Genomic DNA, 357 nt, shown 5'->3' with positions numbered 1-357 from the left:
CCGGCAACGATGCGACGCCGACGGTTTCTGGAAGCACTGATCTGCCAGTAGGCGAAACCGTGTCGATCACGGTAACCGATGCCAATGGTGATGCCCAAACCTTCACCGCTACTGTTCAGCCTGACGGTTCGTTTAGCGCAGACGTACCAGCGGACATGGCCGACGGTGCTTACACCGTTGAAGCCACTGCCACCGATGCCGCGGGCAACGCGACTACCGCTACCGACAACAACGGTGAAATCGACACCGCTGCGCCCACCATCACGTTGGACGCGCAGACAACCGGCAACGATGCGACGCCGACGGTTTCTGGAAGCACAGATCTGCCAGTAGGCGAAACCGTGTCGATCACGGTAA

General features: G+C 59.7%; 1 protein-coding gene. It reads left to right on the top strand.

Annotated features, from left to right (window positions below):
- Window positions 1–357, top strand: a 357-nt coding sequence (locus tag ACXAGX_RS20590) for an Ig-like domain-containing protein (protein ID WP_474840719.1), incomplete at both ends; no start/stop codon positions are given.

Source organism: Alteromonas sp. ABV4_515 (assembly GCF_056160345.1).
This window is presented reverse-complemented; position numbering and strand designations above follow the sequence as displayed.